Genomic DNA, 905 nt, shown 5'->3' on the forward strand with positions numbered 1-905 from the left:
TTAACCGGCTAATCGCAGCGGATTTCTTTCCGGTTCGGCCCTTTTCGTTGTTTGCCTCACATGGCGGTCGGGTGTGTCGCGGTGTCGTCGATCAGGGCGGTGAGGCGGTGGATGAGTCGGAGGTGTCGTTCGGTCTCGGCGTCCCAGCCGCGGGTGGTGGCGTCTGCGGCGAGGGCGGCTGCGTCGTCGCGTTGCGCGGTCAGCACGGGCAGGTAGGTGGTGGTGGTGTGGAAGCTGGGGCAGTGTTCGCAGATGTTCGCGTAGCTGCACGGGCCTTGGGCGGGGGCGCGTAGGCAGTAGCCGCCGGCGAGGGCGGTTTTGACGGTCGCGGTGGTGCGCCAGTCGTCGCCTGCGCTCGAGGTCGGCTCGCTCGGGGTGGGCAGGGCGCCGATGGTCTGCTTGGCCAGCTCCAGCGCGCGCTCGTACTCGGCACGGACGGTGGTGTCGAACAGGTGCCCGTAACGCAGGCTCATTTCGGCTGACACGTGTCCGAGGATGGCCATCAGTGCTTGCAACGAGACGCCGGCGTTGACCAGGGCGGTGGCGTAGGTGTGTCGGAGCTGATGAGGGGTGACGTGCCCGATGCCGGCGCTCTTCGCGGCGCGGTCGAGCTCCTTGCGCAGCCGGTTCTGTCCGATGCGGTGGCCGTGCGCGGTGAACAGGAAGTCCGCGGGCCGTCCGGTGCGTGGGTGTGGGATCGGCCGTCCGGGGCTGCGTGCGGCGGTGATCCGGTCGATCAGCGCGAGGATCTGGGCGTCGATGGGGACCATCCGTTCGGTGTCGAGCTTGCCCAGGGGCACCTTGAGCCAGGACCCGGAGCCGGGTAGGTCGATGACGGCGTCAAGCTCAAGGTCGAGCAGTTCCCCGATCCGCAGGCCGCAGGCGCGTTGCAGTAGCAGCGCGTC

Annotated in this window: 1 protein-coding gene; it reads right to left on the reverse strand. The window is 68.6% G+C overall.

The features are described 5' to 3' along the window. Window positions 1-56: 56 nt before the first annotated feature. The coding region (locus ABD209_RS15540) for a tyrosine-type recombinase/integrase (protein ID WP_344067828.1) at window positions 57-905 on the reverse strand (849 nt) is incomplete at its 5' end.

The sequence above is a fragment of the Nostocoides vanveenii genome, from assembly GCF_039531165.1.
In the GTDB taxonomy this organism is placed as follows: domain Bacteria; phylum Actinomycetota; class Actinomycetes; order Actinomycetales; family Dermatophilaceae; genus Nostocoides_A; species Nostocoides_A vanveenii.